Origin of the sequence: Paenibacillus sp. LX16 (assembly GCF_036252815.1) — a bacterium.
Taxonomy (GTDB): domain Bacteria; phylum Bacillota; class Bacilli; order Paenibacillales; family Paenibacillaceae; genus Paenibacillus; species Paenibacillus polymyxa_B.
In genome coordinates, this window is record NZ_CP141152.1 from 268,413 (window position 1) to 294,604 (window position 26,192).

General features: G+C 46.5%; 19 protein-coding genes. 5 read left to right on the forward strand and 14 right to left on the reverse strand.

Translation table 11 applies throughout. The features are described from left to right. Positions 1–37: 37 nt before the first annotated feature. The 3 genes from T3H97_RS01165 to T3H97_RS01175 all read right to left on the reverse strand — a co-directional run bounded on the left by T3H97_RS01165 (position 38) and on the right by T3H97_RS01175 (position 3,090). Positions 38–1,597 (reverse strand): response regulator transcription factor, encoded by a 1,560-nt coding sequence (locus T3H97_RS01165; protein WP_328801451.1) that lies wholly within the window; start codon positions 1,595–1,597, stop codon positions 38–40. A gap of 260 nt (positions 1,598–1,857) precedes the next feature. Further along, positions 1,858–2,493: a uridine kinase gene (gene udk / locus T3H97_RS01170; RefSeq protein ID WP_013308305.1), complete on the reverse strand. Its 636-nt coding sequence runs from the start codon at positions 2,491–2,493 to the stop codon at positions 1,858–1,860. A gap of 75 nt (positions 2,494–2,568) precedes the next feature. After that, positions 2,569–3,090 carry a ClbS/DfsB family four-helix bundle protein gene (locus T3H97_RS01175; protein WP_190298416.1) on the reverse strand — a complete coding sequence of 174 codons (522 nt, stop codon included), beginning with the start codon at positions 3,088–3,090 and terminating at the stop codon, positions 2,569–2,571. A 373-nt stretch (positions 3,091–3,463) separates the two neighbouring features. Between T3H97_RS01175 and T3H97_RS01180 the strand changes: the two genes are divergently transcribed. Next, complete coding sequence (locus T3H97_RS01180; protein ID WP_328801452.1) at positions 3,464–5,557, forward strand: pectate lyase family protein; 2,094 nt, start codon at positions 3,464–3,466, stop codon at positions 5,555–5,557. Positions 5,558–5,647: 90 nt separating this feature from the next. On the opposite strand, the gene T3H97_RS01185 is transcribed toward T3H97_RS01180, so the two are convergent. From T3H97_RS01185 to T3H97_RS01230, 9 genes are all read right to left on the reverse strand, one after another. Continuing rightward, entirely contained in the window at positions 5,648–5,992 is a 345-nt protein-coding gene (locus T3H97_RS01185) for a hypothetical protein (RefSeq protein ID WP_023986544.1), read from the reverse strand. A 147-nt stretch (positions 5,993–6,139) separates the two neighbouring features. Beyond that, the gene (locus T3H97_RS01190) at positions 6,140–9,103 is read right to left on the reverse strand and encodes a DEAD/DEAH box helicase (RefSeq protein ID WP_442955629.1); all 2,964 of its coding nucleotides are present in this window, start codon (positions 9,101–9,103) and stop codon (positions 6,140–6,142) included. Beyond that, on the reverse strand, positions 9,100–10,755 hold the full coding sequence (locus T3H97_RS01200) for an SWIM zinc finger family protein (protein ID WP_328801453.1): 1,656 nt from the start codon (positions 10,753–10,755) through the stop codon (positions 9,100–9,102). Before T3H97_RS01200 ends, T3H97_RS01190 begins: the two co-directional genes overlap by 4 nt. Before the next feature lie 196 nt (positions 10,756–10,951). Continuing rightward, on the reverse strand, positions 10,952–12,052 hold the full coding sequence (locus T3H97_RS01205; protein WP_328801454.1) for a GerAB/ArcD/ProY family transporter: 1,101 nt from the start codon (positions 12,050–12,052) through the stop codon (positions 10,952–10,954). Between the two features lie 18 nt (positions 12,053–12,070). Next, the gene (locus T3H97_RS01210; RefSeq protein ID WP_328801455.1) at positions 12,071–13,225 is read right to left on the reverse strand and encodes a Ger(x)C family spore germination protein; all 1,155 of its coding nucleotides are present in this window, start codon (positions 13,223–13,225) and stop codon (positions 12,071–12,073) included. 4 nt (positions 13,226–13,229) lie between these two features. Next, positions 13,230–14,708 carry a spore germination protein gene (locus tag T3H97_RS01215; protein ID WP_025722092.1) on the reverse strand — a complete coding sequence of 493 codons (1,479 nt, stop codon included), beginning with the start codon at positions 14,706–14,708 and terminating at the stop codon, positions 13,230–13,232. 240 nt (positions 14,709–14,948) lie between these two features. Next, on the reverse strand, positions 14,949–15,614 hold the full coding sequence (gene pgmB, locus T3H97_RS01220; protein ID WP_328801456.1) for a beta-phosphoglucomutase: 666 nt from the start codon (positions 15,612–15,614) through the stop codon (positions 14,949–14,951). A 25-nt stretch (positions 15,615–15,639) separates the two neighbouring features. After that, positions 15,640–17,922, reverse strand: a complete 2,283-nt coding sequence (locus T3H97_RS01225; RefSeq protein ID WP_328801457.1) for a glycoside hydrolase family 65 protein — start codon at positions 17,920–17,922, stop codon at positions 15,640–15,642. 155 nt (positions 17,923–18,077) lie between these two features. Continuing rightward, complete coding sequence (locus T3H97_RS01230) at positions 18,078–19,085, reverse strand: LacI family DNA-binding transcriptional regulator (protein WP_328801458.1); 1,008 nt, start codon at positions 19,083–19,085, stop codon at positions 18,078–18,080. A 242-nt stretch (positions 19,086–19,327) separates the two neighbouring features. Between T3H97_RS01230 and T3H97_RS01235 the strand changes: the two genes are divergently transcribed. Both T3H97_RS01235 and T3H97_RS01240 read left to right on the forward strand, forming a co-directional pair. Continuing rightward, positions 19,328–20,992: a PTS transporter subunit IIBC gene (locus T3H97_RS01235; protein ID WP_025722088.1), complete on the forward strand. Its 1,665-nt coding sequence runs from the start codon at positions 19,328–19,330 to the stop codon at positions 20,990–20,992. Between the two features lie 5 nt (positions 20,993–20,997). Further along, complete coding sequence (locus T3H97_RS01240; protein WP_025722087.1) at positions 20,998–21,819, forward strand: endonuclease/exonuclease/phosphatase family protein; 822 nt, start codon at positions 20,998–21,000, stop codon at positions 21,817–21,819. A 23-nt stretch (positions 21,820–21,842) separates the two neighbouring features. Here the strand turns inward: T3H97_RS01240 and T3H97_RS01245 are convergent, their stop codons facing one another. Next, a complete protein-coding gene (locus T3H97_RS01245) occupies positions 21,843–23,042 on the reverse strand; it encodes an MFS transporter (protein ID WP_328801459.1) in 1,200 nt (399 codons plus the stop codon). Positions 23,043–23,245: 203 nt separating this feature from the next. After that, positions 23,246–23,743: a DinB family protein gene (locus T3H97_RS01250; RefSeq protein WP_023986557.1), complete on the reverse strand. Its 498-nt coding sequence runs from the start codon at positions 23,741–23,743 to the stop codon at positions 23,246–23,248. Between the two features lie 309 nt (positions 23,744–24,052). Here T3H97_RS01250 and T3H97_RS01255 point away from each other — a divergent pair, with 309 nt between their 5' ends. Next, entirely contained in the window at positions 24,053–25,552 is a 1,500-nt protein-coding gene (locus tag T3H97_RS01255; protein WP_328801460.1) for a monooxygenase, read from the forward strand. A gap of 103 nt (positions 25,553–25,655) precedes the next feature. Then, positions 25,656–26,159, forward strand: coding sequence for a MarR family transcriptional regulator (locus T3H97_RS01260; RefSeq protein ID WP_250259873.1), 504 nt, complete (start codon positions 25,656–25,658; stop codon positions 26,157–26,159). Positions 26,160–26,192 lie beyond the last annotated feature (33 nt).

Here is a 26,192-nt window from a genome sequence, read left to right on the forward strand (position 1 = left end):
TGCAATCTCTTTTCTGCTGGCAGATGTGGCTTACTCTCTAATAGAGATGCTCCCGGCGGTACTGACTGGGCGAGTAACCCTTCACTTTTTTGAACACTTTGGTAAAATAGCTGGGGTCCGAATAGCCTACCGTGCTGCTAATATCCGAAATGGACATCATCCCCGACCGTAGTAACTCTGCGGCTTTTTCAACCCGAATTTTGTTGAGATACTCGCTAAAACCTTCTGTATGGTGTGCCGTAAAATAACTGGACAAGTAGGAAGGGTTAAAGTGAAAATATTGCCCAAGTGTCGTCAAATTGAGCGTTTCAGCATGATGCTCCTCAATATACTCCAGCAGTTTTTTCATGCTTGCGCTACTTCCTTGCTGTGTTTTAGCCATGATCTGACTGTTCGCTTCCTCCAAAAAAGTCTCCAGAAGGCGCACGGCTTCATGTACATGAGGGGCATCATTAATTGTTTTGAAATAGGAATATTTCGCCGCATCCAGCTCCTTCATATCATACCCCTGATTCCCGAGCAAAATCGTAATGTTGAACACGATATTTCCGAGAAGCGATTTGAATTCAAAAGCGGTAGAGGTATAGTTGCCGGACATGGCGGCTACATAGGATCTCAAATCCTGAAAAGCTGTATCAAAATGCTCACGCTTCATCTCTTCTGTAAATTGTTTTAAGTTAAACGAGCTGTTCACTTGTACAGGCTGAGGGAGTTCGTCTTCTATTAACAGCGCTGTTCCTGGGAAATAAAAGCGGTAACTCAGCAGTTTTGGCAGTTCATCCTGATAGACGTCACTAATCTGATTGAACTCATCAAATAAATGGCTAACTGCCCAGCCTGTCTGTGGATCGACTCGCTTTGTCTCCTGAGCAACTTCCCTAACCGCAGCCATCCAGGCGTCTACTTCCCGTGGATCAAGATTGGCTAAAAATACAGCCGCATAGCCATCAGATGGCAGTTGTCGCAGTACGATGTACTCACAGGCAGAGGATACTCGATCTGTAAGCTTGGAAAATAGGTCCGAGGCAGAGATGGAGCGCCCTTTATCCTGCTGTGCCAGCTGTTCTATACCTATGAGCGCAAAACGGGCATAAGGAAATGCTTGCTTCAGCAGCTCGGCGTCATAGTCCATGCTATACCCGGAGATCAGCTTTTCGATCACATGATCTATCGTAATTTGACTATTCCCGGCATTTGCTTGATATTGAATGGATGGAATTTTGCGAGCGGTTCTCTGGAGCACTTGGAGCAGCTCATCCGTGTCCAGCTTGGGCTTTAAAATATAGTCAGCAACCCCTTGCTGAAAGGTGGATCGCACGTAATTAAACTCGCCGTAACTGCTAAGTACAATGACTTCGATATCTGGATAGTTCTGTCTGACTATGCGCGTCAGCTCCTCGCCATCCATGATCGGCATTACGATATCTGTAATGACAATATGAGGGTGCAAGGTTTCAATCAGCTCCAATGCTTCTTTCCCGTTAGAAGCTTCACCTACAATTCGAAATCCATACTGTTCCCACGATAAATGGTGTTTAATTCCTTGCCGTACCAATATCTCATCATCCACAATCAAAATGTTGCATAGCTCATTCATGGCAGCACTCTCCGTAATTATACCTATTCGAGGATTTTGCAAAAATCCTGATTCAAAAAAGACCTCCATCACGTGGACGTCATATCATCAGAGGCACATATTTGACAACGCTTCCAACTTAGCTTAAATCTAAAGCATTTAATCTTTACATGCTAACATAAACCACACGGGGATTCCAAAAAAATTTAGTCCAAATGGCATATAAAGCAACAAAAAAGGCAGCCGAGAAAATCTCGACAGCCTAAACAACCGGGATTACCTTATACAGTACCCCATGTCCGATCTCCTGCCAAATATTTTTCAGTCAAAATAGACAGCAGTTGAATACCAACCTCATTGTGTCCTCCCTCAGGAAGGATCAGGTCAGCATATTTCTTGGAAGGCTCAATAAATGCCTCATGCATCGGCTTAACCGTAGTCAAATAGTGATCGTGGATCGAATGGATGGTGCGGCCGCGTTCCTCAATATCGCGAAGAACCCGACGGAGAATACGCACATCAGGGTCCGTATCCACAAATACTTTGATGTCAAGCAGACTGCGGAGCTTTTCGTCTGACAGTACGTGCAGACCCTCCAACATAACGATATGATTCGGCAGAAGCTCTACCGTCTCGTCCGTGGAGCGGGCATGAACCGTAAAGTCATACACGGGCGCTTGTGTCGCTTGTCCTTTTTTCAGACATTGGAGATGCTCAATAAGCAATTCGTTGTCAAAGGCAAACGGATGATCATAATTGACCAAAGCACGTTCATCATAACTCAGATGTGAATGGTCTTTATAATAGTTATCCTGAGATATGAAAGTCACTTTATTAGATCCCAGACGCTCAACGACGGCGCGTGCTACCGTCGATTTACCGGAACCTGTACCGCCGGCAATACCAATAATAAGCATGGCGTTTCACTTACCCTTCCCTAAATGTATCCCGATACAACTCAAGTATTGTAGCACAATGCACACTTTTTTTCATCACTGTTGAACTTTGTATTTCTTCCATTTCCGTATCTTGGCTCTGAATGTTTTAAACGGTGCCACCGAGTTGATGTGAATCCATCTTGCCATGGGCCAGTTCGGGTTAGTCCCTGTCCAGTTGTGAACGCCCTGAGTGAAGAGCTCTTCATGGCTAAGTGTGTCGATCCAATCCAGCCACTTTTGCTCAGTCAACTTGAACATATCGCGTAATTCACGTAAAGATTGGTGGGAGTAGGTCTTGTAAAATGATTGATATAGTTCACCTAGTCTATTCCACTTATAATTGGGGGCGGGCATGATGACGGTTTTTCCTTCCCGTTCGTCCCTGTCCCATGCCATGACAAGATGAAGCCATCCGAGCTGGTAGGCGATCATTTCTGCGGGTGTTTTATCTACTTCGGGGATGCGAATATCCTTTTGGCTCTCGTCGATCTCCTGGAACTCACCGTCAAATCGTAAGTAGGAGGCATGAATGGCTTCTTTTAACTCTGATTTGGAGGCGTAGTCGTAACTGGACATCTCATCGCTCCTTTACATGATAGGAATAATACTCACTCCTTTATATGTACCATTCCCAATATGACAACCGTATGTCTTATTCAAAAATAAAAGAATATCGTTTTTTGTGATTTTATGTAATAGCATTTGGTGTGTTCACGAAAAAGGATGAAAAATTAATAGAGAAATTAAGACAAAAGATAAGTAATTAGGCATATTTTAATATTCATTTAAGTGTCTATAATTATTGGAGTATAGCGCTTAGGGCCCTCATTGGTGTTGGGATATTATTCCCTTCATCAGTACGTTATATACCGTTGGGCATGTCATGTCCGATAAACGGTGCAATCTTTGCTTTAGTATTCATGAATCTAATCGAGAAGGAGACTGTTATATGAAGTCGAGTTTGTTAAAAAAATGTGCAAGTGTAATGTTAAGCAGTACGTTGGTACTGTCTTTATCATTACCGTTGCTAGGTCATGCACATGCGGATGGGAATTTACAGATAAGTGATGATTTCGAGCAAGGAGAAGCTCAGGGCTGGACCGCAGGTTCGGGGAACTGGTCTGTGGTCAAGGATGGGAATGGTTCTACATACCAACAATCTAGTCGAAGCGAAAGCCATTCCGTCAAAGGTAATGCCTCATGGACGAACTATAGCGTGCAAACAGATGTATATGTAAATGATTTTAATGGCTCCAATCGAGTCTACGTTGCAGGTAGATACACAGATTCCAACAACTTCTATGCGGCTACGTTGTACAACAAGAAGGGCGGAGCTCTTGAAATTCGTAAAAAGGTAAACGGCTCTATGAAGACACTGGCTACCAACAAGAATTACAAACTGGACACGAATACATGGTACAGAGTCAAGCTGGAACTATCCGGTTCGGAAATCAAAATGTATGTCAATGATCAATTGGAGCTGTCCGCAACAGACACCAGCCTCACTGCTGGAGCCATCGGTTTGGTAACCTCCAAAGCAGCTGCCCAATTCGATAATGTGATTGTATCCGGTGCTTCTTCTGAGGTAGATCCAGGAACACCGCCTGTGAACCCAACACCAGGTACAGAACAACCGACTCCTGGAGTGAACCCTGATGTAACCTCTAAAAATAACTATAATTTGACTGGCTTTTCGTATAGTAATACAGGTGGTGGCAACATTGCGGATACAGATGCCAACTACAAAAAAGTTTACAACGCTGTAGATCTCAATGAAGCACTGAAGAAAGGCAGCAAAGTCAAAGTGATTGAGATTATGAACGATCTTGATCTCGGTTGGAATGAAATTCCTAGTGCTGCCAAAGTAATGCCTTTTAGTGCCAACAATCCTGTACAGACGCATCCTGTTCTGAAAAAGACAGGTGTGAGCAAAGTCTATATCGAAAATATGAATGGGGTTACGATTTTCTCTGCCAATGGCGCTAAGATCAAACATGCTGGCTTTGTCATCAAAAGAAGCTCTAATTTGATTTTCCGTAACCTCGAATTTGATGAGCTTTGGGAGTGGGATGAAGCAACCAAAGGGAACTATGATAAGAATGACTGGGATTATGTTACCATCGAAGGTACAAGTTCCAAGGTATGGATCGACCACTGTACATTTAACAAAGCCTATGATGGCTTGGTAGATGTGAAAAAAGGCAGTAACGGAGTTACGATTTCCTGGTCCTTGTTCAAAGGAGATGACCGCAGCTCCAACAGCTGGGTAACCCAACAAGTCAACGCGATGGAAGCAGACAAGTCTTCCTATCCTATGTACGCGTATCTGAGAAGCAGTGCAGTAGGCATGAGTAAAGAAGATATCATTGATATTGCTGCCGGACAAAAGAAAGCGCATTTGATCGGTGCTACGGAAATGGCTTCCGACAATGCAGATCTGGAAGTGACGCTGCATCATAATTACTACCTGGATATTCAGGATCGCATGCCGCGTTTGCGTGGTGGTAATGCTCATGCATATAACATCGTTATGGACGATGCCGGATTGGCCAGAGCCAAAAAAAGAATTACTTCTGACATGGCTAAAGCAATTGCCGCAAAAGGATACCATTTTGATGTTGTGGGTAATGGTGCAATTTCAACTGAAAACGGCGCGGTATTGCTAGAAAAGTCTTATTTAATTGATGTGTTTTCTCCAGTGCGTAATAATCAAAAAGATCCTAACAAAGCGGATTACACAGGTAAAATCAAGGCCGAAGACGTTATCCTTTCGGATAACGGTACCGTATTCAGAGGAGGCAGTGACGAGGCGAATAGCCCGTTAGCCCCTTATCCTGCGAAGGCCAAGAGCTTCTCTTGGAATGGGTTCACAACGTTGCCATACAGCTATACAGCCGAAGACCCTGCTAACCTGGTTGCTCAATTGCAGGCCAAGGATGGAGCGGGTGCAGGCAAGCTGAACTGGTCGAGTGAAAACTGGCTCAAAACGGTGTACAATACGTCCGTTACGAAAAATGCAATAGTGGAAGAAGATTCCGAATAGGTAGGCCATATAAAAAAGCAGCCAGGACAGTATGCTCTGTTTCTGGCTGCTTTTTTGATTACCCACGTTAAGGTTGTGTTCGGTACGAACTTAACCGATAACGACAAACGAGGACACGCCAGCAGGTACGGTTCTAACCCGGAATAGCGTTCCATCGTCTCTAAAGGTACGCAGAATAAAAGCCTGGTTCGTAGGTGTACGGACTCTGCTGAATCGGGCAGTACCAAAACCATCGAAGCCTGCAGCTTGCACAAAGCTTCCATCTAGACGCCGGAGTATAGCAAAAAATCCGGTTGTGTTAAAAGGAACACCGTTTGTGTTAGCCCAGATGACCGTAAATCGGCGCAGGGTTTGTGTTGGACTCACATTGCGATATCTCGTAACAGGAACCTTCCTGCCCGTAGATTTCAATGTTTGTGGAGGACGAATGGCCACTTCAAATCAACTCCTTTGTTGTGATGAGATAGTAAATGCACACAAAGGAGTTTTGGACTGTGTTATAAACTACGACTTCTTAAAAATAGGTATATATCGAACTCAAAATGGCATTCCATGTACATTATAGTTCGATTTGGGACCTCCTTATGCCCAATCGCGTCGTAGCGTAAAGAGGTCTTTTAACGCGTCTGTAGACAGCTCAGTAATCCAGCCCTCGGTACTGGTTATGATTTGGTCGCTAAGCTGCTGCTTGCTCTCCAGCATTTCATCAATGCGTTCCTCAAGCGTGCCCAGCGAGATAAATTTGTGCACCTGTACATCCTTCGTTTGCCCCATCCGGTAGGCGCGGTCTGTTGCCTGATTTTCAACAGCTGGGTTCCACCAGCGATCAAAGTGAAAGACGTGGTTGGCGGCCGTCAGATTCAGACCCACCCCCCCGGCTTTGAGCGACAAAATAAACACGGAAGGCTGCTCGGCAGGGGGGAGCGTGTGAGATTGGAATTGATCAATCATTCGGTCACGCGCAGTTTTGGATGTGCTGCCGTTCAGATAGAGCACGGGCTCTTGCAGCTCCTGAGCGAGTACCCGCTGGAGCATTTGCCCCATACCAATATACTGTGTAAAAATAAGGCAGCGCTCGCCCTCCTCCCGCAGTTCCTTGACCATAGCCAGAATGCGCTCCAGCTTGGATGAACGGCTAATGACCGCTTCAAGATCGGACTGACTATAACCGGAAGCCGCGCTATCTGGGAGCGCCTCCTTGGTTAAGAGGGCAGGATGGTCACAAAGCTGCTTCAGCTGGGTAAGGGCGGATAAAATGGCTCCTTTCCGTTCAATCCCTTCCAGCTTCTGCATCCGTTCCATCAACTCTTTGACAATCTGGTCATAGAGCGCGCCCTGCTCAGAGGTCAGATGAATGTAGGTTTTCATCTCATTCTTGTCAGGCAAATCAAGCTGTATAGCAGGGTCCTTCTTCTTTCGCCGCAGCATGAAGGGCTGAACCAGCTTTTGCAAATCTAACGTGCGCTGCTCGTTATGTTCCTTCTCAATAGCATTAATGAAGCGATTGCTAAAGGCGCGTGAGCTGCCCAGATAACCTGGATTGATAAAATCATAAATGGACCATAGCTCGGATAAGCGATTTTCAATAGGTGTCCCGGTCAACGCAATCCGATGACGTGCAAGAAAGCTACGCACGGCTGTGGATTGCTTGGTTTGCGCATTTTTAATATTTTGCGCTTCATCCAGGCAGACTGAATCCCAAGTCATGCTTTGTAGTAGCTCTTGATCCAGGGTTGCCGTAGCGAAGGAGGTCAGGATGACATCGGCCTGCTCGACTTCTTCGCGGAACAAGTCTCCCTGCTCCCGCTTGCTTCCATAGTGCAGCATCACCTTTAATGAAGGGGCGAAGCGGCTGAGTTCCTTCTGCCAGTTGCCCAGCACCGAAGTCGGGCAAATCAGCAGCGAACTGGAGCGGACGCCCGTCTCGGCGGCAATATCCTGTAGGTGCAGTAAATAAGTAATAAACTGCACTGTTTTACCGAGTCCCATGTCATCGGCCAGACAGGCACCCAGTCCAAAACGCCGTAAAAAGGCAAGCCATGCATACCCGTCCCGCTGATACGTTCGCAGCTCGGCTTGCAGCCCGTCCGGCACGTCCAATGCAGGCCATTCCGACTGCCGTCCGAGCTGGCTGATCAGCTTCAGCAGATGGGCATTCAGCTCGACTTCCAGTCGGAAGCGTGCCGCATCCTCCGGCTGCTCGCCCGAGGCGTCGCCTTCAGGCTCGTCGGCGTTGCCGAGCAGGTGTAGCTGCAGGATGTCCTGAAAGGACAATCCCTGAGCACTGTCGATCCCGGCCATGGCCCGGCGGATCTGTGCCAGCAGCGCGGGGTCGAGCGCGATCCATTGCCCGCGGAAGCGCACCAAGCGCTCGTTGCGAGCGACCAGCTCGGCGAATTCCGACTCGCTCAGATCGGCATCGCCAATGGCAACGCGCCAATCGAACTGGACAATCGAGTCCAGTCCGAACAGCGAGCTGCCCTTCGTGCGCTCTCCCGCCCCTTCGCCCGGGCGTACCTTGGCCCGCAGCTTCGGCTTCTTGCGGGTAGCTGCCTCCCACCAAGCCGGGAGCAGCACTTGCCAACCGCTTTCCAGCAGACGCTGGCTGTCGGTCGTCAGGAATTGCCACGCCGCTTCGTCGGAGAGCGGGCGATTCAGCACGTTATCGCGGCTTCCGGCACGCTGCCCGGCAGGCAAAATCGAGGTCAAGCCTTCTAGCCACCCGGCTGAGCGCTCACGGACATGTGCTGTCCAGGCATCGGGCCATGAGCCGGATGCGTACCCATCATCGGCGAGCTGTACAGACACCAGCAACGCCGGGTCTTGCTTGTCCTGCAACACAAGCTTGAGCTGCCAGGACGGCTCGTCGTCCTCCAGCTCTGGCTCCAGCAGTTGCAGAAGCGGCCGAAAGGGCGCGGTATCAGCTTTCCAGCCGATGGCGATGAGCCAGGCCCGCGCGTCTAGACCCGCCGCGGCTGGGCGGTTGGAGGCGAAGAGAATCGGATATTCTCTTCGCAAATCGGCGGCTTCCGCTTCGGTGCCGTACCAGCGTTGAAATACGGCAGCCGAGAACGCCGCTATCAGCCCATCCTGCTCGTCCTTCTCCAAGTTGCCTAGCAAAGCAAGCTCTGCCGGCTGGATGTTTTCCAGTGCTTCCGCATCCCATTCCCATTGCAGCTTCCCCGCCTGGAACGCCGTGAAGCTGGGCACATAGGCTTTCGCTTCAATACAGTGAGCAAGCGAAGGGATCAGCTGAAGCCATGGGGCATGGGCCTCGTCCCAGATCCATTCGATATGCTTTAGAAGCTCGCGCTCTGCCAGAAAAGGAATCACCTGCTCCGAAGGCAGCAGGATAATATCCGTGTCTTGAACATGTTGAATCTCCAGCTCGGTGCCATAAAACGAAGCCTCATGCCAAGCAAACAAACGCTGCTTCAGAATTTGGCCGGAAATGCTATAGTTCATGGAGGAATCGCCATAGATCAGCGCGTCTCCATAGGTAGTTAATTGGATATGCACGGTAATCGTTTCGGTATATTGACTCATGATAACAATTTCCCTTTCCGCAATTCCTCCTGTAGCGCCCGCAGGCGGCTATGACGGCTGGTGAAGGTCGTAAAGAACAGCTCCCAGCGTGATTCTTGCTTCATTTTCTTGTACAGCTTGAACAGCCGCTTTAATAGCTTGACTGCTGCTTTATAGCTGGATCTGTTTTTTTCTAGCACATAGCGTTCTACCGCTTGATGGTAAAAGGGGAGTAGTAACTCAGGCGCGTTCTTTTCAATGGGTTGTAACACGCTCACTCGAAAACTCAAAGGTTCACTGCGTATGCTTAGCTGATAGTCGATCCATGACCGCCATTTCTCGTGAGCAAGCAGTGCCTCTTCATACATTCCTCCGGCAAATGGAAGCATACCCACCAGCGTGTCCCACATGTCCTGCTCCGCTTCTGGAAGGTGCTGCAAAACCAGATCCCAATTATGCATATAATCCTGTAAATGGTCATCCCGATGGCTGTGAAGCAGGGGACCGATATGTCGCAGTCCGTCCTTGAGACGTGCCCAATTCTCAGCTTTACGCAACGCCTGTAAGAACAAAAGCAATTGGTTGGAAGAGATTTTTAGTGGAAAAGCTCGTTCCGCCTCCTGAAGCAGTGCCCAGGCTTCGTTATCGTGCGATTGGAAAATATGCATCCAGCTGCGAGCTAACATCCACGGAAGCCGTGCTAAAGTTGTGCCGAGATCCTCCTCAGCCGCCTGTAAATGCTGTAATTCCTCCGTATATATGCTGGAGTCCTGCCTTTCGGGATACACCCAGTGCAGCCAAAACTGATAATACGTGTCTGAAAAATAAGTACCGTTACGCGATTCTGTCAGCATTTTTCGGCGTAAATAGGCTAAGGATTCTGCCATACGGGCTTCTTGCATCGGTTCATCGGTCAGCTCCAGCGGGCTTTCAAAATCACGCTCGATCGCTTCTTTAAGCTCATCGGCGGCGATTTGCGTGTAATACCCCATATACGTATGAGAGGGATAGCCCGGCATGGGGGACTGAGGTACCAGCTTTTCCAACACACGCAGATGAGCATGCAGTCCGTATAACTGTTGCATGCCGGGTGAAAGCGGCGGCTTCACAGCATAGATCGAGGCTAAAGCGCTTTGGACATATTGGGAATTTTGTGTGTTCACATGGTTAAGGGCGATACACTGATCGAACAGATCATGCCACTCTGAAATGGGCATGTCCGGTATTTTACTTGCTGTTTTACTGAGAGCGTTTCTTGTGGTTTCCTTGTGATCCGGCGAAAGGTTCGACCGGGAAGGAGGTGTGGTACGCGTGTCGGCTTTTGCCGCCAACCGAGTGAATCCCGCCGAATGAGCGTTCACTAAAGCATGTACAGAACGTTCCTGTTCATTCGCGTAATTCAGTAGTACGGCGATCATATGCTTGCAGTTGTTGTGGACAGGGCATGTACACCTGCTGGCAGCAAAAGCGCTCAAGTGAAGATCCACCTCGTATAGCTCGCTTCCATCCACGACAGCTGCGATATGGTCGGCATCAGGCATTGCGAATTCTTTTACCTTTCCTTGCTTAAAATATTGGAAACCTCGTTTGATCGTCACGTCATTAAAATGGTCAGCCACGTTTTGAATAAGCTGTTGCCACTGTATATCATCCATAAGATAGGTTGGTTTCATATGCATTAGTCTCCTAAGAGAGAATAGTTAATCCGATGACTGCTTAACTCTTCCATTATATCAGTTCACGGATATAAATTGAGTGGAGGGAGCAGTTGGAAAATTCCGAAGAATAACCATCGGGTAAAAAAGTGAAAATCCCCTTACGCTATAGCATAAGGGGTTTGATTCATTGGCAAGAATGGGGAGGCATTCTCTATTGTTTCCCATCCGGATTCTCTGTTCGATGGAAGACCATAGAGATAACAAGAAGCACCAAGGGTACTACTGCGCATACAGCAATTCCAAAATAACCTATTATTTTATCGAAGTTGCCTATCTCAACAAAATTTTGGGGATACATGCTCAGGCAAAATAATATAATTAACGGGAGATAACAGATATACCCGTTCCACTTTTGGGTGAGCTGGCTGATCCCCGTTACAATATAGAAATAATAGTTTGAGGCGGTCATGAAAATTTTGATCGTCCACAAAATGATAAATAATATTTCAAATCGTTCCAGGAACGCGCCGGGGAATTCAATTTGCTGTGCAAAAGAAACGACCGGCCACTGCAGTTGGGAAACCTCCTCAACTGACATACATCCAACGACCATCGTTACCATTAGAATATACAAACCCATTGCAATCGAGTAGCCGATCCACCCAGCCTTCCATGCTTTTTGTGGATTGGCCATCACATTAGTTAAGATAAGGATGGATTCAAAACCCATTGTAGAGAAAGGGATAACTTTAAGTGATTCAAAGATCGGACGCCATCCTTTATGGAAAACCGGGCGCAAATTATCAAGATTAAAATGGTTGATATTAAAAACGATCAACAATAAAAAAACAATAAAGGTTAAAGGGAAAAAAAGCTCGATCAATCGAACCATTGCATGGAGACCGCCCCAGGTCAAATAACCAATAAGCAGAAGAAACGGCAAGAGAATCATGCTTATTGGCGTTCTCTCCAGCGCAAGACCTTTGAGGAATTCCGCCATCATTCTACATACCAGAGAGCAGATCATCATGCAGAATACGATAAATGCGATATTGATCAGAAAGCCGAGGAGTTTACCTGCAATCACAGGATTGAACTCATAGAACGTTTTTCCTGGAAATCGATGACACAATTTAACATGGATAAAAATAACGACGATCCCAAGTAGAGTTGCCAGCAAAAGTCCCTGCCACACGTCGGGCGTTTTCGTCTTTTCCGCGATGGTTCTTGGTAAGCTGACAATACCCACAGCATATACAGTGGAGGTGACGGTGAATAAGGCTTGCAGGGTAGATATTTTTTCCTTTTTCATGGAAGGTATGTTAGACATTTACTCACCCTCTTCTTTTGTATAAGCACCTGTTCGTTCAATCTGTACTTTAGCCTTAACATCGATCGGTATTTGACTGAATGTGTCTTGCCAATTTTCCTTTACCCGATCCCAGTAAGCGGGATAATTTACTTTTACTTTTGTGCCAAAACCGACTACATCTGATCTCATTTCTTTCTGGAGTGTTTTTAGCGATTGGGATACAGTCTGTTTGATTTCATCCTGCGCCGCTTCTTTAGCAGTTTGGATGAATGATTCCTTCAGGAAGTCTACAGAATTAACCGTGCTTTCGTTTAGCTTGATATCTGTTTTGATACGAACCGTGAATGAGAGATCCTGTCCATTGAGGTGGGGAATAAGTTTACTATGAACATCCTCAACTTCAAAGACCATGTGTTGTTTCGTCTTTGGGTCTTCAACTTTAATAATGGAACCCTTCGTTTTTTCCAGCATCCAATTGATTCCAATAACATCCTCTTCGTCCAGCCAATAAGCAAATTTCTTCGTTTTGCCGCTGACCAGTGCTGCTCCTGAGAAGTGATTACCTCCATCGGTTTCTATGCCTTGAATGAGGAAGTCAGCCCCTTGTGAGATATGGGTAGAAATTTCCCCTAATGTTATTCTATAAGGTATTTTTGAGTTTAAATTGCTATTTTTAGCTAATGCTTCAAGGTCGATAGAAGGTATCTCCTTATGTTTGCCGATCTTATTGAGCGCTTCTTTTGCATTGCCTTTTATGATCATCACAAGTGATTTTCGACTTGGTTTATAGGAGCGAGTAAACGTATCTAATAATTGGTCGATTCTTCTTTTTTGTATGGCTTGGTCACTAATCAAAATCAAGCGAATAAAACTGTATAAAGGAGCACGGGATACCTGCTTGGCCTGTTCCCTAGAAGCAGACTGAATGGAATCCTTGTTAGAAGTAGTTACGTTGCTGTACATATTTTTTCTGGATTTCTGCGCTATTAAGTGCTGGTAGGTAAGTTCCAGCATATCCTGCTGATCGGTATCAATGGCGACACCCTGGATAATACTCAAAGTATCGATCTCTTTACTATCCCAGCAACCGGCGAGAAGAGCACATGCGATCCATGCGGCAAAGCACTTTTGTATCCTTAGGGTTCGACGAAGCAGAAAGATAAAGGAGCTCATAGGCTTACTTCCTTTTCCATTTAGAATGTATTTCGTCCTGTGTCTTAAGCATGATAGGACGTTTTCTGAGGTATTTAAAAGGAACCCGAACCAAGGTGTCTTGTTGATCTCTTAGTCGAACTGGGGCTAGCGGTGACATGTAAGGAACTCCAAAGCTTTTGATCTGGACCATGTGTACGCCTAAACAAATAAAGGCTAAAATTACTCCATATAGCCCGTAAATCCCTGCGATCATCATAATGGGGAAGCGAAGGAGCCGGATTCCGATACTGCCGCTGTACTGTGGGCTCGCAAAGGACGCAATGGCCGTAAGACCAACGATAATGATCAGGATAGGACTTACGACCGCCGCCTCAACAGCTGCTTGTCCAATAACAAGACCACCTACAATCCCAATGACCTGCCCTATCCCTTTGGGTAGACGCAGACTTGCCTCACGTAATATTTCCAATGATGTCTCCATAATTAAAGCTTCCACAAAAACGGGAAAGGGGATCCCCTCCCTTGCCGCAACAATAGATATGACCAGCTCAGGCGGGATCAACCCAGGATGGAAAGAAATGAGTGCAACGTACAACGATGGCAGGAATGTTGCAATGAACAAAGCCGTTAAACGCAGCATGCGGAAAAATGTTCCTAAAGGAAACCGCTCATAATAATCTTCTGGAGATTGAGCCAACATCCAGAAGGTCATGGGAGCAATTAGGACAAAAGGAGTCCCATCTAGCATGATGACAACTCTCCCTGACATTAAGGCCGTTATAGCTTTATCAGAGCGTTCAGAGGCTTGAATCTGTGGGAACGGAGACCCTGGATGTTCCTCAATCCATTGCTCAATAATCCCGGTATCGGAAGCATCGTCCACATCAATCGTTTCAACTCTTCGTTTAACTTCCTGAACTAGCTCCGGATTTGCGATATCTGATATATACAAAATCGCTAACTTCCGTGAAGATCTTCTTCCTATGGTCATTTTATCTATTTTGAAACTTAGATCTTTGATATGCCGCCTTACCATTGCCAGGTTGCTTTCCAAATCTTCAATAAAACCTTCTCTCGGTCCTCTAACCAAAGTTTCGGTGCTTGGTTCATCGACACTTCGCGACGGAAACTGGCCCGTAGACGCAAAAAAGACTTCATCGGTTCCTTCGATCAGCAGACAGGTATTTCCCGATAACACTTCGTGTACACACGTCTCAAGGTCTGTCTCTTCTTCCATATCGATCGTAAATGCTGTCTGCTGTATCAGCTCCTCCTTTATTTTCTCGGGATTAACTTGGGAGTGACTTTCACGAATTCCAGTTAAAATGAGCGGCTTGACGATTTGTTCGTTAATGATGCTCGTATCCGCAATACCAGAGAGATAGATCATAATTACATGAATCCCGGTTTGACCCACATTCATTTTCTTGAAGACGACATCAGGAAGATGACCCAGGGTCTTTTGTAGATGGTCCAATTTCGCCTCGAGTGATCTTGCCATGACTCGTCCTCCTTCAAAAGATATGCATGTAATATGTGTAAAATGGTAATAAATATTCATGGAATGGTAATCTAATGTGTTCAACGATGGAGGATCTGAAGACGCGAGAGACAGAGGGAGTTTTTTTGAGTATATGTAATAAACAAAAACGAACACCAGTGGTGTCCGTTTTTGGTCATACTTATGAGGCGAGGGTACTCTCTCCTAGAGATAACGCCATATAAATTCCTCCGAGTGGAGTCACTTTTTGAACTCGTAAAAATGGGCCTCCAACATGCTCAGAGAAAGCTCGGCAGTCGTGGCTACCACGATATCTGCCCCTTGCATTTGTGAAGGTGTTCCTACACCGACCGCAAACATCCCGGCGCCCTTGATCGCCTGTATGCCAGCCTGTGCGTCCTCTATACCGATACAATCGGCAGGCTGAACGCCCAGATTTGCAGCTCCAGCGAGGAAAATTTCCGGGTCAGGCTTGCCATGCTGAATGGCGGTAACATCCACCACACTGTCAAAATAGTACGCCAGCTCCAGTCGCTCCAGGATAAACGCTGCATTTTTACTTGCAGAGGCCAGAGCGATGCCGATTCGGGCTTCACGAAGTTCTGTCAGAAGCGCTTTAATGCCTGGAAGAATGTCCGAGGGAGTTACAGCTGAGATGAGCCGCTGATACTCCGTATTTTTCCGTGTGGCTAGTTCTTGCTTGCCTTCTTCTGAAAACGTATTGGACAGGTTACCGCGCGCAAGTATTTTGTCGAGCGATTCCGTACGGCTGATTCCTTTTAACTGTTCATTAAATTCCCGATCAAAAGGGATGCTGAGCGCTGCCGCCAAGCTGCCCCATGCCTGAAAATGATATTCGGCGGTATCTGTAATGACTCCGTCCAAGTCGAAAATGACTGCCTTCATTTGCTTTCCCCCCTGTCTGCCCGATTTATGAAATGCTGTTTGTCATTAACGTCTGCCCACTGGTAATGTGCGTTGGCTGTCCATACAGCTCCAGCGTCAGCGGTTCTCCGTCCAACAGGGTTATGTTCACTTCATTTTCCTGTACGAGAATACTTAACAAGCGACCGCGATAGTTGATTTTAAACGTATATTTGTTCCAGTCTTGAGGCAGGAAAGGGGAGAAGCTTAATGTTTCATTATAGGTTCTCATCCCGGCAAATCCCTGTACAATCGCCAGCCAGCTTCCCGTCATGGAAGTGATATGAAGGCCGTCTTCGGTATCGTTATTATAGTTATCCAGATCCAGACGGGCCGTCCGCTTATACATCTCGACTGCTTTTTCCTCCATTTTGAGTTCGGCAGCCAGCACGGCGTGTATAGAAGGAGAGAGACTGGATTCATGAACAGTCATGGGCTCGTAAAATGCAAAATTGCGCGCTTTTTCCTCCAGCGTAAACTGGTCTCCAAAGAAATACAGCCCTTGCAGCACATCTGCCTGCTTAATGAAGCATGAACGCAGGATTTTATCCCATGACCATTTCTGGTTTAGTGGAAGGTTGCTGGGATCAAGGGCGGATACAGGCTGCAAATCCTTATCCATAAAGGTATCGTGTTGTACGAAGACTTCCCGCTCCTCATCATAGGGATAATACATGTGAGTGACGATATCCTGCCAATGTGCAAGCTCATCAGCCGTAACTGCCAGGCGCTGCGCTTTCTCAGTCGAAATTTGAGGCAAGACCGATAATGTATATTTCAAAACCCATGCAGCCAGCGTGTTGGTATACCAGTTGTTATTGACGTTATTTTCGTATTCGTTCGGCCCGGTAACCCCGTGAATCATATACTGCTGCTGGCTTTTGGAAAAGTGAACCCGGTCGGCCCAGAAGCGGCTAATTTCGACCAGTACATCTATGCCGTACTGATGAAGGTAGGAGGAGTCCCCCGTATAGTTGGTGTAATTATAAATGGCATACGCAATGGCCCCGTTACGGTGGATTTCCTCAAAGGTAATCTCCCATTCGTTATGGCACTCCACGCCTGTAAAAGTGACCATAGGGTATAGTGCACCCCGTAGCCCTTGCTGGGCTGCGTTATGCTTGGCACCCTCTAGTTGTTGGTAACGGTACAGCAGCAGATTTCGGGTTACATCCGGGTCTGCAAGCGCCAGGTACATAGGCACGGCATATGCTTCTGTGTCCCAATAGGTGGCACCGCCATATTTTTCACCTGTAAAGCCCTTGGGACCAATGTTCAGACGGGCATCTTCGCCGTAGTACGTAGAGAACAGCTGGAAAATGTTAAAGCGTATTCCCTGCTGGGCCTCTGTATCTCCCTCGATTTCTACATCTGCTTTGTCCCAACGTCGGGCCCAAGCTGCGACATGCTCCTGCTTGAGGGAGGTGTAGCCTTTGTTTACAGCCTCCACAGCGATGCGTTCAGCTTGTGGAATCAGTGCATCCTTTTCCATATCCCGTGAGGTGGTAACTGCCACAATTTTTTGCAGCTGGATACTGTCGCCCGGATCGACGCTGTATTGATAGTGGCGTGCAGCATACAAAAAGTTCTCTTCCGTCGTCTGCAGATCCTGTCCCTCGGTCACAATACCCATGGTAGCGTTTACGGTAAAGCGCGGAATACCGAAGGGATTATCTATAGTTGTTGTGGACAGGCTGATGAATTGTTCTTGAACCTCTCGGGCCTCCTCCAACCAAAAAACCTCATCATAGTTCGTGTCTTCATTCTTCGTATTGCCGTCCAAATAAGGGACAAGCTCTATGGTTAGAGGCTGCTCGCTTATATTCGTCGCTTGGTAATCAATCAGGCATAGCTCACGAGTGGTGATGCTCAGAAAACGCTCCGTAGTGATACGAACCTGATCGTTCACGGTGCAGGTGCGTCGCAGGATCCCCTGTTTCATGTCCAACTCCTGCACAAAATCGCTGATGTGTGCCGTAAATAAGTCTACTTCCTCTTGGTTTACGATCAGACGGATGCCGATGAAGTTCATGGCATTGATGACCTTGCCAAAATATTCAGGATAGCCGTTTTTCCACCAGCCGACCTTTGTTTTGTCGGGGAACCATACACCGGAGATATAAGTTCCCTGATGATGATCACCTGAATAAGCTTCTTCAAAATTGCCGCGCATGCCCATATAACCGTTGCCTATGGACGTTATGCTTTCCTGTAATCGCATGTGTGTGCTATGTAGAGTGTGTGTTGTCAGCTTCCAGCTATCTACGTCAAATAATCGGTTGTAAACCATGATTGCGTACCCCTCTCGGAAAATGAGATCGTTGTTTTAACGAAACCAGTATATGAGCGAGTTCAGTATATAGTGCAACCGTTTGCCCTGTCAACGCAAAAAAAACTGATTTTATGGGTTTCCACAAAATCAGTTCTTGTTCATTCCGCTAAGAATCATAGTAATTGGCTGGATTTGCGCTCCACGATTCGGTGGGGAACAATGATGTGTTTGGTCAATTCCTTGGGGTCCTCGATTTTTTCAATCAGGCTTTTGGCTGCCTGATAACCCAGAGTAAAGATATCAATATCCACGGAAGTCAGAGGGGGATTCATCAGCTCAGCCAGCATTAGATTATTGAAGCTCACCATGGATAACTGCTCTGGCATGGACACGCCTAACTGAGCAAGCATTTTCTGTACGGCCATGGCTACAAGGTCGTCGCTAACGATCATCGCAGTAGGCGGCGGGGGAGCCTGTAATAACGCGCGCATGTCCTCCAGATTAAAGGGCTCTCTGACCACGTATTCCTTGGGTAGAGGCAAGCCAACCTCTCGTAGCGCATCTTGGTAGCCTCGGAGTCTTTCAAGATTCACGATGTGTTCCTGATCACCGCCAACATAAGCAATGCGCTGATGATTCAGCCCAGTCAAATAAGTGACCACATCCTTGGCAGCCTGGTAGTTATCGTTATCTACATGGGTAGTTTCACTGACAAATTGCTGAGGTTTACCGATTACGGTGTAAGGTATTTTTTCTTTATGAAGATACTCCACGATGCTATCTTTTTGCTTGGAGTACAGAACAATATAGCCGTCAACACGCCCGGTCCGGGCCATCAGCTTCACGCGGGATAGCAATTCATCGCTCGTTTTTCCTGTGACAATGGACAGTGTATAGTTGTGCTCATTTACCCATTCGCTGATCCCGCGAAGGCTTTCTGGAAAGAACGGATTTTGAAAGATTGCCACATCCGATTCAGGCATAATGATGCCAATTGACTGTGTGACACGGTTAGCCAGACTCTGAGCTGAATAGTTGGGTTCATAGCCAAGCGCCTTCATTTCTTTACGGACACGTGCCTTGGTCGCTTCGCTGATTTTAGGGCTGTCTTGAATGACACGGGATACGGTGGAAGTAGCAACATTAGCACGTTTTGCGACATCTTTGATGGTTACTGCCATCGTCTTCGTCTCCTTTTGCTATCTCAAGCAGGAAATAATATGTTCTATCATACGATATTGCTCGAAAATCAACAAATTCGCGGCTTTTTCGAGTATTTCTATGATCATCAGCCAAGATATTTACAATTAGGGTATTGCCAATAGAAAGCGATATCATTATAATAATTGTGCAACCGATTGCATAATGTTTATAGGGTACAAACAACGCTGTACATACTATAAGGGATGGGGATTGAAGGAGCATGAAAAAACTTCTATCATTTGATTTTTGGCAAAAGCTCGGGAAAGCACTGCTAGTGGTTGTTGCTGTTATGCCGGCAGCCGGGATTATGATTTCGCTTGGCAAAGTAGTGGCGATGTTGGCTGGTGATATCCATTTCTGGTTGACCGTCGGCGGGGTTATGGAGAATTTGGGTTGGGGTATTATCAATAATTTACACATTCTATTTGCCGTGGCGATTGGTGGTTCTTGGGCTAAGGAACGGGCGGGCGGGGCTTTTGCTGCCTTAATTGCCTTTATTCTCATTAATATTTCAACAGGGACGATTTTGGGTGTGTCCTCGAAAATGCTAACCCAGGAGGGTGCCACCACCCACACTCTTTTTGGTGCATCCATTCCGGTTAGTGGCTATTTTACCTCTGTCTTAGGGGCACCTGCACTTAATATGGGTGTGTTTGTCGGTATCATCTCCGGCTTTGTCGGAGCTGTGGTATTTAACAAGTACTACAATTACCGCAAGCTGCCAGACGCTTTAGCCTTTTTTAACGGCAAACGTTTTGTTCCTTTTGTCGTGATTTTATGGTCTGTCATCGTAAGTTTGATTATGTCTGCCATCTGGCCATTTGTTCAGGGGGGGATTAATCAGTTCGGTATTTGGTTGGCGACTTCGGGGGAGTCGGCTCCTTTTGTAGCGCCATTTGTCTATGGTACACTGGAAAGACTACTAATTCCTTTTGGACTTCACCATATGCTGACCGTTCCTATTAACTATACTCAACTTGGTGGCGTTTACACGACACTTACGGGTTCCGGGGCAGGAAGCGTCGTTGCCGGGCAAGACCCGCTGTGGCTGGCTTGGGCAAGTGACCTAAGTGCTCTTCGTGGTACTGATCCGACAGCCTACAATAGCTTGTTGGAGGGCGTGACGCCTGCCCGCTTCAAGGTAGGACAAATGATCGGTGGAGCAGGAATCCTTATGGGACTAGCGGTGGCTATGTATCGCCGTGTAGACAAAGATAAACGCAGCAAGTACAAGTCGATGATCTTTTCGGCAGCCGCAGCTGTCTTTTTAACAGGGGTAACGGAGCCACTGGAATTCATGTTTATGTTCGTGGCGCCTGTGCTGTATGTGGTTTATGCTATTCTTACCGGTATTGCGTTCGGAATGGCCGACATCATACATTTGCGTTTACATTCGTTTGGTATGATTGAACTGCTGACTCGAATGCCGTTGTCTATAAATGCAGGTTTGGTGCAGGATATTATTAACTTCGTGCTGACTTGTGTGGTGTTTGCGGTAGCAACCTACTTTATCGCGTATTTTATGATCGGTAAATTCAAAATGGCTACGCCGGGAAGACTGGGGAACTATACGGATGAGGAGCCTCAAGGGACTTCCGAGGCTGGGAGTACGAAGGCAGAGGGTGTGGCAGCTGTTTCCACTCAAAATCAACTGGCTACGGATATCATCAAGACACTTGGGGGTGAGCAGAACATTGTCGAGGTGGACGCTTGCATGACCCGTCTGCGTGTGACGGTGAAGGATACGGATGCCGTTGGGGACGAAAAGACGTGGAAAGCGCTGGGTGCCTTGGGCTTGATAAAAGTAGATAATGGGGTGCAGGCAGTTTACGGACCGAAGGCTGATGTGCTTAAATCAGATATACAAGACATACTCAACAGGTGATTACTTTGAAGTTGTTAACCTTAAATGCACATGCTTGGATGGAAGAAAATCAGCATGATAAGCTAAAGCAACTGGCTGCTTTTATTGATGAACAGCAGTTTGATGTCATTGCTTTGCAGGAAGTAAACCAGTCCATGGAAGAGACTCCTTTGTCGCCGGATGATTTGGGCGCTTATTATAGCGCAGATCCTGAAGTTGTCATTAAGCGTGATAACTATGCTTATGTGCTAAACGGGCTATTGTCTGATACCTATCATTGGACGTGGGCTCCCGCGCATGTTGGTTTTGCCAAATACGACGAGGGTTTGGCGATTCTGTCCAAAACACCGATTACAGCTACGGTGAACGAATATGTTTCCTCGCTACAGGATTATGACAACTACCGCTCGCGTAAAATTGTCGGCATTCAAACTGTGGTGGACGGAGTGCAGGCCTGGTTTGTAAGTGGACATTATAACTGGTGGAATGATGAAGAATCCTTCCGTGGACTATGGGATCGTACAACAAAAGTGCTACATTCTTTTGCTCCGACTCCTGTGTTCATGATGGGTGATTTCAACAACGCGGCTGAAGTACGCGGAGAAGGATATGACTATGTACTGCAATCCGGCTGGTCGGACACCTATCCGAATGCAGCAGTACGTGATGAAGGCCACACGGTGATTAAAGCTATTGCTGGCTGGGAAAGTAATGCGGAGCCGCTCCGTATTGACTTTATCTTCTCCAATAAGGCTGCACAGGTTCAATCCTCAACCGTTGTACTGAACGGGAAAACTGGACCAGTTGTATCGGATCATTTTGGGGTTGCAGTTGAGTTGGAGCTGTGATGAAAAGAAAGGAGGCCAGTTGCTTATGCAATTGGCCTTTTTCTTATAGATTTCGACTTGAATCGAATAACATATTGGATAACCATAGCGATCAACACCAAAATCAAATTGTAGTAAAAGGGAGTGTTGATGCTAAACTGTTCCATGAGTGCGCCTGCGATGATTGGAGAAACGATGGCCCCTAATTCTGAAAGGGATACGACGTTGCCGATAAATGTACTTCTGTTTTCCTCAGGAATAACATCCCCTAGTTGCGAGTAAAAAGAATCCAGGTAACTGGCTCCGCCAATGCCTCCGATGAACATCCCCAAGTATACGATCCACGGTTCTGTGAACCAAAGAAATAAGATGATTTCCACCATGATCAACAATAGACCGATGATACAAAGCATCAAACGGTCCTTAAGTAGGTCAGATATTTTGCCGATAAAGGGGGCTGATATGAAGGTTGATATGCCGATAATTGTAAAAGCTAAGCTGATTTCTGCGGGACTCCAATGGAGCTTGTAGGTTGCATATATGGAGAAGTACGTTAAAAAAATGGCGAATGCACTCATTTCAAGGAAATGAACGGTGGAATAGAGCAGTAGCTGTTTCGTTAGCATGGTTTTTCTTTTCGACTCATGAAGGGGTGCGTGCTGTTGCTGAGGTTTGGAAGAGAGACTGGGGAAGGTCATTCTGGAGACGGCAACGAAGGATATACATGAGAAAATAGCAACGAAATAAAACGGAATGGATAAAGAAAAATAAGAAACAATAGCTCCACTCATAAGAGGCCCCAAAATCATACCGGCACCTTCACTGCTGCTGATATATCCATTGATCGTGCCTCGATTATCTGCGGTGCTTATATGATTGATCGTGACTCTTACAAAGACGGTTAGCCCTATGGCTACCAAGCCTTGAAGGAGTCTTAGTATGGCTAGAATGATGAAGCTTGTTGCAATCGGAAACAGGAGCATACAAGCGATTTCGGCAATGAGTAAGCTCAACCCCAAGCGTTTTGCGCCAATCTTTTCATAAATTCGTCCTGCCAAGCCCCCACCAAGAAATCTCCCTACATAAAACAGAGAAAATAAAATGCTCATGCCGAGTACGGATATCCCGAATTGCTCTACATAAATAGCAAAGAGTGGAAGGATCATACTTCCACTCATGTTAGCAATAAGGCTGATCACGATCATACAGGCGATATTACGATTTAAATATAAGTGTCTCACCATAACCTCGAAACCTCTCTTTGATCTTGCATCATGGGAAACGTTATTCGGATTGCACCTGCTTACGGGTAAACGGCTTCAGGTCGAGTTAGCGGGTTCCCATATAGGGTACGCAAGCGGGTTCCTCGCGGTGCCTAAATCCCAATGAATGATGGAGGTATGAAGCAGCGGATGGGGGAAATCTTGATTAGAGCGTGGTGTTGCCTTTAGGCTGGAAAGCCGCCTCCTGGTGGTGGCCAAGCTCCATAAATCCGGCGTAGCAGTACGATTTCACCCAAATGATATGAATTGTGGGAAGCGATATTCCGCAACAGTCCTGCTTTCGTTTCACCTGGAAAATGAGCTAGTGAATCATCCAGTTGCGCAGTTTCGGCAATCTGCACAGCCTGATCTACGCCCTGTAAAAATTCGTTAATGACAGCCTGCCATGCCTCTTCGCTTTGCGGTCCGGTCTCTTCGGGCCAGCTTTCCATGACATTGCCCGGAAGCTGGGGCTTCCGTCCTTCCAAATGCTCCAGCATGAACTGCTGCCAGTAAATCATATGCTTCAGCAGTTGATAAATGCTGTAAGGCATTTCTGCATTTTTCTTCCCTGCCAGCTCGACGTCGATGTCTGGTAAAGCCCGAGCTACTCGAATATGTCCACGTTCCCCGACCAGTGATTTAACCAGTGCTTGACCGAATAATTGGTTTGCATCCGACATGTATCATCATCCCTTCTATGGAGAACTTGTTTCTAGCTTATCCTCATTTTACGATTATACAATTATATTTTATAAAATGGAAATGAATGCATGATTTAAAGTAAAGGGTAGAAATCTTTTTAATAAAGTGGTTGATAATTGTTCTCAATTAAATTATAATAATATTGTTTCAATAGAAACAATAAAAAATGGCTGTATATGTTTGTTTGATATATACGGAAATGTTAATGGGAACTTTCTGTATGTATATATTGTTTCATGTGAAACAATTAGGTGGTGGGAATAAAGATTTTAGATAGGGGTGTGAACATGGATTACGAAGTGATTGTAGTAGGCGGCGGACCTGTTGGAATGTGGTTAGCTGCTGAGTTGGCATTAGCAAGCGTAAGCGTATGTGTAATTGAACGTTTAGAGGAGCCTAGTGGCCAGTCGCGTGCGCTTACGCTACATCCACGGACGCTTGAAATGTTTGATATGCGTGGATTGAAGGAGCGGTTTATGAAGCGCGGCAGACCTATACGTACGGGTCACTTTTCAATGCTGAATACCCGCTTGGATTTTTCTGTGCTTGATAGTTCTTCTAATTATACGTTGTTTATTCCACAGGTGATTACAGAGCAAGTGATCGAGGAGCATGCGCTCAAGCTGGGAGTTGTCGTCCATCGTGGCATGGAAGTGGTATCTGTGCGAGAGCACGAGCAAGGCGTAGAGGTGGTGAGTGTATGCACATCTGGACCACAAGCTAATGTATCGGTGATGACTGCTGCTTATGTCGTAGGAGCGGATGGGGCTGGGAGTATCGTGCGTAAACAAGCCGGGATTGCTTTTCCGGGCACGGATACGACTCTGACCGCTGTATTGGCAGATGTAGAGTTAGCCAATCCGCCTGAAAGTGGCATACATTCCGAATATAGTGAACGAGGTGGGGTGATGATTGCCCCCGTGTATCCAGATATTTATCGGGTTATTTTGACTACACCGCGAATGATGGAGATTCCGAAGGACGTACCTGTGACGCTGGAAGAAGTGCAGACAGGACTGTATGATCTGCTCGGTACAGATCTTGGCGTATCCAATCCTCGCTGGTTATCTCGATTCGGGAATGCAACGCGGCAGGCGCAGACCTATCGTAAAGGGAGAATCCTGCTAGCAGGTGATGCTGCACATATCCACTTCCCAGCAGGTGGGCAGGGAATGAATGTTGGCTTGCAAGAGGCGGCAAATCTGGGATGGAAGCTGGCCGGAGTGATTCGTGGCTGGGCTCCAGACACGCTGCTGAGTAGCTATCATGACGAACGTTATCCGGTTAATACGCAGTTCTTACGGAATACCGAGGTTCAGACCCGCTTATTGGGCTTTACGCCTGCTGTATTGGCACACCGCCAATTACATGAGGAATGGTTCCGCCATCCGGGAATTAATCAATCTATGGCAGAGCAGATTAGTGCACTGGATGTATGTTATCCGGCGGCTGGCAATATACCGCAGCATCCACTGAACGGGAAACGGTTTGCTGATTTTGAATTGCATTTGCCTGACGGAATGACATCGTATGCTTACGATCTTCTTCATGAAGGCTGCTTTGTACTTCTCCATCTTGCACACGATAATGAGGTATCGAATGAGTTTCGCCATAGCTCACTTTCACATATTTCATATGTGGAGGCCGTAGCCGAAGAATTGCCCGTGGGATGGAGAGATGTGCATACGGTTCTCATCCGTCCGGATGGGTATATCGCTTGGGCCATTTCTATGAAACAAACGGATATATTGAGTGTGATTAAGGACGGTATTGCCACATTGGTATAAAGGGGAAAGGGGATGTTCATAACATGACCATATTGTTTCTTGTGAAACAAATGTGGGCTATAATGAAAGGAGGAGTATGCCAAAGGAGTGACTACTTGTTCGTATGGAAAAGGCGACATCGGTTCAGCATGTCTATGATTTGCTTATTAAGATGAATCATCAGTGGGAGCAGCATCAGCAAAGAGAGAGCATGACCTTTCTCGAAGAAATCCGCGAGCACTTTGATGGAATGACTTCGCTCAATATGACGGATGTGCACGTTATGGATTGTATCGGGCGGCATGAGCCGATTAATGTTACGACATTAGCGGATCGAATTGAGCTGAGCAAGGGTACAGTTTCGAAAGTCAGCACCAAGCTGCTCAAGGAAGGCTGGATTCGCAGAACCCAGCTTAACGACAATAAGAAAGAAATTTATTTTCGGTTAACCCCTTTGGGGAAAAGACTATTTCTTGTGCATGAACGACTGCATGTTAAGGTACAGCAGCAGTTATTTCAATTTTTAAATCGTTATAGCTCGGAAGAACTAAATGTCTTGAAACGTCTGCTGTCCGATGGTGTAGATCTCTTGGAAGCTATGGAGTGGCAGGACAAGAGTCTGGACTAAGGGGATATCGAATCATCAACGATGAGCACCTGT

What these genes read in the sequence shown, in the direction of transcription:
- T3H97_RS01250 (WP_023986557.1), bottom strand. Translation starts at nt 23,743, where the DNA reads ATGTCGGATGCAAACCAATTATTCGGTCAAGCACTGGTTAAATCACTG.
- T3H97_RS01225 (WP_328801457.1), bottom strand. Translation starts at nt 17,922, where the DNA reads ATGGTTTACAACCGATTATTTGACGTAGATAGCTGGAAGCTGACAACA.
- T3H97_RS01190 (WP_442955629.1), bottom strand. Translation starts at nt 9,103, where the DNA reads ATGAGTCAATATACCGAAACGATTACCGTGCATATCCAATTAACTACC.
- T3H97_RS01260 (WP_250259873.1), top strand. Translation starts at nt 25,656, where the DNA reads ATGGAAAAGGCGACATCGGTTCAGCATGTCTATGATTTGCTTATTAAG.
- T3H97_RS01200 (WP_328801453.1), bottom strand. Translation starts at nt 10,755, where the DNA reads ATGAAACCAACCTATCTTATGGATGATATACAGTGGCAACAGCTTATT.
- T3H97_RS01230 (WP_328801458.1), bottom strand. Translation starts at nt 19,085, where the DNA reads ATGGCAGTAACCATCAAAGATGTCGCAAAACGTGCTAATGTTGCTACT.
- T3H97_RS01215 (WP_025722092.1), bottom strand. Translation starts at nt 14,708, where the DNA reads ATGGCAAGATCACTCGAGGCGAAATTGGACCATCTACAAAAGACCCTG.
- T3H97_RS01235 (WP_025722088.1), top strand. Translation starts at nt 19,328, where the DNA reads ATGAAAAAACTTCTATCATTTGATTTTTGGCAAAAGCTCGGGAAAGCA.
- T3H97_RS01245 (WP_328801459.1), bottom strand. Translation starts at nt 23,042, where the DNA reads ATGGTGAGACACTTATATTTAAATCGTAATATCGCCTGTATGATCGTG.
- udk (WP_013308305.1), bottom strand. Translation starts at nt 2,493, where the DNA reads ATGCTTATTATTGGTATTGCCGGCGGTACAGGTTCCGGTAAATCGACG.
- T3H97_RS01165 (WP_328801451.1), bottom strand. Translation starts at nt 1,597, where the DNA reads ATGAATGAGCTATGCAACATTTTGATTGTGGATGATGAGATATTGGTA.
- T3H97_RS01205 (WP_328801454.1), bottom strand. Translation starts at nt 12,052, where the DNA reads ATGAAAAAGGAAAAAATATCTACCCTGCAAGCCTTATTCACCGTCACC.
- T3H97_RS01175 (WP_190298416.1), bottom strand. Translation starts at nt 3,090, where the DNA reads ATGTCCAGTTACGACTACGCCTCCAAATCAGAGTTAAAAGAAGCCATT.
- pgmB (WP_328801456.1), bottom strand. Translation starts at nt 15,614, where the DNA reads ATGAAGGCAGTCATTTTCGACTTGGACGGAGTCATTACAGATACCGCC.
- T3H97_RS01210 (WP_328801455.1), bottom strand. Translation starts at nt 13,225, where the DNA reads ATGAGCTCCTTTATCTTTCTGCTTCGTCGAACCCTAAGGATACAAAAG.
- T3H97_RS01180 (WP_328801452.1), top strand. Translation starts at nt 3,464, where the DNA reads ATGAAGTCGAGTTTGTTAAAAAAATGTGCAAGTGTAATGTTAAGCAGT.
- T3H97_RS01255 (WP_328801460.1), top strand. Translation starts at nt 24,053, where the DNA reads ATGGATTACGAAGTGATTGTAGTAGGCGGCGGACCTGTTGGAATGTGG.